The sequence below is a fragment of the Candidatus Pseudomonas phytovorans genome, from assembly GCA_029202525.1.
In the GTDB taxonomy this organism is placed as follows: domain Bacteria; phylum Pseudomonadota; class Gammaproteobacteria; order Pseudomonadales; family Pseudomonadaceae; genus Aquipseudomonas; species Aquipseudomonas phytovorans.
Genome location: CP119325.1, coordinates 333,496 through 338,554, shown reverse-complemented (window position 1 = coordinate 338,554; position 5,059 = coordinate 333,496). Strand labels below are relative to the sequence as shown.

Genomic DNA, 5,059 nt, shown 5'->3' with positions numbered 1-5,059 from the left:
TCGACCACCGGGGCCGCCTAGCGGCCCCGGCTCTTTCCTGCCATACGTCAACAGCGCATAATCTGGCGCCGGGCCTGCGGGCCCGGTGATCTTTGCCTATGCTGCTGTCTACCAACAAGGAATCAACGTGACGAGGGACACCGCCATGTTCTACGTGCAACGCGACGCTGCCGGCCAGTTGCTGCGGGTAGAAGCAGCCTCTTTTGACCAGTTCACCGAAATGCTCCCAGCCGACCATGCTGATATCCAGGAATGGTTTGCCGATGACGCCGTTGAAAACAGCCTCGCCCAGCTCAAGCAAAGCGACCTGGACATGATCCGGGTACTTGAAGACCTGATCGATGTGCTGACCGCCAAGGGCGTGTTCAAGATCACCGACCTGCCCGCCGGCGCGCAGGCCAAGTTGCTCAACCGCTCCACCGCGCGCAAGGCGCTAAGCAGCCTGAACAACCTTATCGATGAAGAAGAGCAGGGCGGGCTGATCTGATCACGGCGCAGCCTGGCCCTGGTGCTATGGTTATTCTTTAAAGGTATTTAAATTATTTCTCTTATGACTTTATAGTCACCACCACTGCGTACCCGTCGACCAATCGATGCGCCGCACGACTTGAACCCACACGGGAAAACCCCGTGCGTTTCTGATCGTTGCGCGCCATTGAAGTCGCGCACTGCGTGGGAGTGATAAATGTCAGCCGCCTCGAACGCCTTGTCGACCATCGACAGCGCCCAGCCGCAAGTTTTCGAAATCCGCCCGTTCTCCGGTGCCGTAGGCGCCGAGATCATCGGCCTGGACCTGGACAAACCGGTCAACGCCGGGGATTTCACCCGAATCCATCGCGCCCACCTCGACCACCATGTGCTGGTGTTCCGCGACCAGCGCATCAGCCCGAAACAGCAGATCGCTTTCAGCCGCCGCTTTGGTGAGTTGCAGATCCACGTGCTCAAGCAGTTCCTGCTGGCAGGCCACCCCGAGATCCTGATTGTTTCCAACATCATCGAGAACGGCCAGAGCATTGGCCTGGGTGATGCCGGTAAGTTCTGGCACTCGGACCTGTCGTATAAAGAACTGCCCAGCCTCGGTTCGATGCTGCATGCCCAGGAACTGCCCAGCGAAGGCGGCGACACCCTGTTTGCCGACATGCACAAAGCTTGGGATGCCGTACCCGATGCCCTGCGCAAACAGATCGAGGGCCGCAGTGCCGCTCACTCCTACACCGCTCGCTACGCCGAGACCAAATTCGAAGGCAACTGGCGCCCGACCCTGACCGCCGAGCAATTGGCGCAGGTCAAGGAAGTCATCCACCCCGTGGTCCGCACACATCCGGAAAACGGCCGCAAGGCGCTGTTTGTCAGTGAAGGCTTCACCACTCGCATCGTCGGCTTGCCAGACGATGAAAGCCACGACGTGCTGCAACAGTTGTACGCCCTGAGCGTGCTGGAACAGAACATCTACCGCCACCAATGGCAGGCCCACGACCTGGTGTTCTGGGACAACCGCTCGCTGATCCACCTGGCCGCCGGCTGCCCCGCACACCTGCGCCGCAAGCTGTACCGCACCACCATCCAGGGCGATGCCCCGTTCTGACGACTGAGGAAATCTTCATGCGCAAATCCATCAGCCGCCTGGCGGCAAGCATCGGCCTGGGCGCTAGCCTGGTCATCGGCAGCCTGGCCGCCCCCGCAGTGGCCCAGGCCGAAGGCAAGATCCGTATTGCCGAGCAGTTCGGCATCGTCTACCTGCTGCTTAACGTGGTACGTGACCAGCACCTGATCGAAAAGCACGGCAAGGAGCAGGGCATCGACATCGACGTCGACTGGGCCCAGCTGTCGGGTGGCTCGGCCATCAATGACGCACTGCTGTCCGGTTCGGTGGACATCGCCGGCGCAGGTGTCGGCCCACTGCTGACTGTGTGGGACCGCACCAAAGGCCGGCAGAACGTGAAGGCAGTGGCCTCGCTGGGCAACTTCCCTTACTACCTGGTCAGCAGCAACCCCAACGTGAAGACCATCGCCGACATTTCCGACAAAGACCGCATCGCTGTGCCGGCGGTAGGTGTTTCGGTGCAGTCGCGCTTCCTGCAGTACGCCGCCGCCCAGCAGTGGGGCGACAAGGAATACAACCGCCTCGACAAATACACCCTCGCCGTACCGCACCCGGACGCCACCGCCGCGCTGCTGGCGGGCGGCACCGAGCTGAACGGGCACTTCTCCAACCCGCCGTTCCAGGACCAGGTACTGGCCAACAAGGACGTGCACGTGGTGCTCAACAGCTACGACCTGCTCGGCCCCAACTCGCCGACCTTGCTGTTTGCCACCGAGAAATTCCGCAAGGACAACCCTAAAACCTACAAGGCTTTCGTTGACGCCCTGGCCGAAGCCGCAGACTTCGCCCAGAAAGACAAGGCAGCTGCCGCCGACACCTACATCCGCGTGACAAAGGCCAAGATCGACCGCGACGCGCTGATCAAGCTGATCGACAACCCGCAGTACGAATTCACCATCACGCCGAAGAACACCTACAAGCTCGCCGATTTTCTCTATCGGGTAGGCGCCATCAAGCACAAGCCGGAATCGTGGAAGGACTACTTCTTCCAGGATGAACGCCCGCTGCAAGGGAGCTGATCGATCATGACCGCCCCATTGCCAGGCCACACGGCCAGCAACCTGAGCCGTGTCGTAACGCCGCCTTTGCTCAAGGTGGATAACCTCAGCCTCGAATACCGCACCGCGCAACGCGTGGTGCGGGCTACTCACCAGGTCAGCTTCGAAGTCGACCGTGCGGACCGCTTTGTGCTGCTCGGCCCCTCCGGCTGCGGCAAGTCCACCTTGCTCAAGGCCGTGGCCGGTTTCATCCCGCCTCAGGAAGGGCAGATTCTGCTCCAGGGGCAGGAGGTCCGCGGCCCAGGCCCCGACCGCATCGTGGTGTTCCAGGAGTTCGACCAGTTGCCGCCGTGGAAGACGGTGAAGCAGAACGTCATGTTCCCACTGTTGGTTTCCGGCCAGCTAAAAAGGGCCGAGGCTGAAGAACGGGCGCTGCATTACCTTGAGAAGGTCGGCTTGGCCGCCTTCGCCGATGCCTATCCGCACACCTTGTCGGGCGGTATGAAGGCACGCGTGGCAATTGCCAGGGCGTTGGCCACGCAACCAAAGATTCTGTTGATGGATGAGCCGTTCGCCGCCCTGGATGCGCTGACCCGGCGCAAGATGCAGGAAGAACTGTTGCTGTTGTGGGAGGAAGTGCGATTCACCCTGCTGTTCGTGACCCATTCCATTGAGGAAGCGCTGGTAGTCGGCAACCGCATCCTGCTGTTGTCGCCGCACCCCGGGCGAGTGCGGGCCGAAGTGCACAGCCATCAATACGACCTGGGCAGCCTGGGTGCCAGCGACTTCCAGGCCAGTGCCCGGCGTATCCACCGTTTGCTGTTTGACGAGGCGGATACCCCGGAACAGCCCGACGACCTTGGCTTCAATGATATTCGCATCGCCTACTGACAGGAGCTTCAGCCATGACCACTACACCTGTACGCCAGGAATACGAGGTGCAGCTGCAGCCCCTGCTCAGTGTGCCTTTGGAACGCCAGTTATCGTTGGCGCAACGTCTGTGGCAGCAAGGCTGGCTGCGCAAGGCGGTCATCTTGATGGTGATTGCCGTGCTGTGGGAGGCCATCGCCCGCTACCAGGACAACGACCTGCTGTTGCCGAGCTTTCTGCAAACCGCTGCGGCCTTTTGGGACGGCTTGCTTAGCGGAGAACTGCTAGCCAAAGTCGGTGTTTCGCTGGTGATTTTGCTAAAGGGCTATGTGCTGGGCATCGTCCTGGCCTTCGGCCTGACCAGCCTTGCGGTTTCGACCCAACTGGGCCGGGACCTGCTGGGCACGTTGACCTCGATGTTCAACCCGCTGCCGGCCATTGCCTTGTTGCCCTTGGCGTTGCTGTGGTTCGGGCTGGGCGACAACAGCCTGATCTTCGTGCTGGTGCATTCGGTGCTGTGGGCCTTGGCGCTGAACACGTATGCGGGCTTTCTCGGGGTCTCGGAAACACTGCGCATGGCGGGCCGCAACTATGGCCTGAAAGGGCTGCGGCTGGTGCTGCATATTCTCGTGCCGGCGGCCTTGCCGTCGATTCTGTCGGGGCTGAAGATCGGCTGGGCCTTTGCCTGGCGTACACTGATCGCCGCCGAACTGGTGTTTGGTGCCAGCAGCGGTAAAGGCGGGTTGGGCTGGTACATCTTCCAGAACCGAAACGAGCTGTATACCGACAAGGTATTTGCCGGGTTGGCGGTGGTGATCCTGATCGGCTTGCTGGTGGAAGGACTGGTGTTCAACACCCTGGAGCGGCTGACCGTGCGACGGTGGGGGATGCAACGCTAGTTCGTAAGCCTGTACCGGCCCCTTCGCGGGTACAGGCTAAAGCTTGTGGTACTGAGCTGCCGCATTGCTCAGGATCCTGCCAATCTCTTCCCGCAACCCCGCAGGCTGCTCCACCACCACCCCATCGCCATGGCTCAACAGCCACCAACGCAACGGCCAGCCATCACTGACCGTGCCGCGCAACCGATGCCCATGTTCCAGCGCCGTGAGTTGCATGTCGCCGCTCAGCGGCGCATCGCGCAGCTGCCGCGCCAGTGTATCGCTGATCCGCGCCACCAGCTCCACGCCTTCACCCTGCGTCGGCTGCAACGCATCCCCGCGCAGGTGCATCAGCAAGTCGAAGCTGCCACGCAACTCGCCAACCGCACTGGCTGACCAGTGCCAGCCGAACGGGATGCTCTTGTCATTGCGCTCCAGCGGGAAGATCAGCGACAGCTCATTGAGGTCGCGCTCGACCGTGCGTTTGCTGACCGTGAAGCCCACATCGCGCAGGCCCCAGACAAGCTCGGCGCTGGTAGTGCCGGGGGAGCGGCTGGGCAGCAGGCGCAGCAGCGCCCACTGACGGCTGAGGGTGGCGCGAGTTGTGGCGAACGGCAAAATGTAACGTCCTTGTCTAGGCTTGCCGCAACAGGATGGCGGCACGCGTGATGGATGGCAATTGGCCACAGCCTGCTCAGATCAAGGAACTC

Annotated in this window: 6 protein-coding genes; 5 read left to right on the top strand and 1 reads right to left on the bottom strand. The window is 61.6% G+C overall.

What is annotated here, in order from left to right; all coding sequences use genetic code 11:
- The first annotated feature begins 145 nt into the window (after positions 1-145).
- The 5 genes from P0Y58_01490 (at position 146) to P0Y58_01470 (ending at position 4,370) form a co-directional block, all read left to right on the top strand.
- Positions 146-487: a tryptophan synthase subunit beta gene (locus tag P0Y58_01490; GenBank protein ID WEK33254.1), complete on the top strand. Its 342-nt coding sequence runs from the start codon at positions 146-148 to the stop codon at positions 485-487.
- A gap of 198 nt (positions 488-685) precedes the next feature.
- On the top strand, positions 686-1,585 hold the full coding sequence (locus tag P0Y58_01485) for a TauD/TfdA family dioxygenase (GenBank protein WEK30891.1): 900 nt from the start codon (positions 686-688) through the stop codon (positions 1,583-1,585).
- Between the two features lie 17 nt (positions 1,586-1,602).
- The gene (locus tag P0Y58_01480) at positions 1,603-2,622 is read left to right on the top strand and encodes an ABC transporter substrate-binding protein (GenBank protein ID WEK30890.1); all 1,020 of its coding nucleotides are present in this window, start codon (positions 1,603-1,605) and stop codon (positions 2,620-2,622) included.
- A 6-nt stretch (positions 2,623-2,628) separates the two neighbouring features.
- Entirely contained in the window at positions 2,629-3,492 is an 864-nt protein-coding gene (locus P0Y58_01475; GenBank protein ID WEK30889.1) for an ABC transporter ATP-binding protein, read from the top strand.
- Between the two features lie 14 nt (positions 3,493-3,506).
- Positions 3,507-4,370: an ABC transporter permease gene (locus tag P0Y58_01470; GenBank protein ID WEK30888.1), complete on the top strand. Its 864-nt coding sequence runs from the start codon at positions 3,507-3,509 to the stop codon at positions 4,368-4,370.
- A 36-nt stretch (positions 4,371-4,406) separates the two neighbouring features.
- Here P0Y58_01470 and P0Y58_01465 read toward each other — a convergent pair whose 3' ends face one another.
- Positions 4,407-4,967 carry a WYL domain-containing protein gene (locus P0Y58_01465; protein WEK30887.1) on the bottom strand — a complete coding sequence of 187 codons (561 nt, stop codon included), beginning with the start codon at positions 4,965-4,967 and terminating at the stop codon, positions 4,407-4,409.
- Between the last annotated feature and the right edge of the window lie 92 nt (positions 4,968-5,059).

What these genes read in the sequence shown, in the direction of transcription:
- P0Y58_01470 (WEK30888.1), top strand. Translation starts at nt 3,507, where the DNA reads ATGACCACTACACCTGTACGCCAGGAATACGAGGTGCAGCTGCAGCCC.
- P0Y58_01490 (WEK33254.1), top strand. Translation starts at nt 146, where the DNA reads ATGTTCTACGTGCAACGCGACGCTGCCGGCCAGTTGCTGCGGGTAGAA.
- P0Y58_01475 (WEK30889.1), top strand. Translation starts at nt 2,629, where the DNA reads ATGACCGCCCCATTGCCAGGCCACACGGCCAGCAACCTGAGCCGTGTC.
- P0Y58_01480 (WEK30890.1), top strand. Translation starts at nt 1,603, where the DNA reads ATGCGCAAATCCATCAGCCGCCTGGCGGCAAGCATCGGCCTGGGCGCT.
- P0Y58_01485 (WEK30891.1), top strand. Translation starts at nt 686, where the DNA reads ATGTCAGCCGCCTCGAACGCCTTGTCGACCATCGACAGCGCCCAGCCG.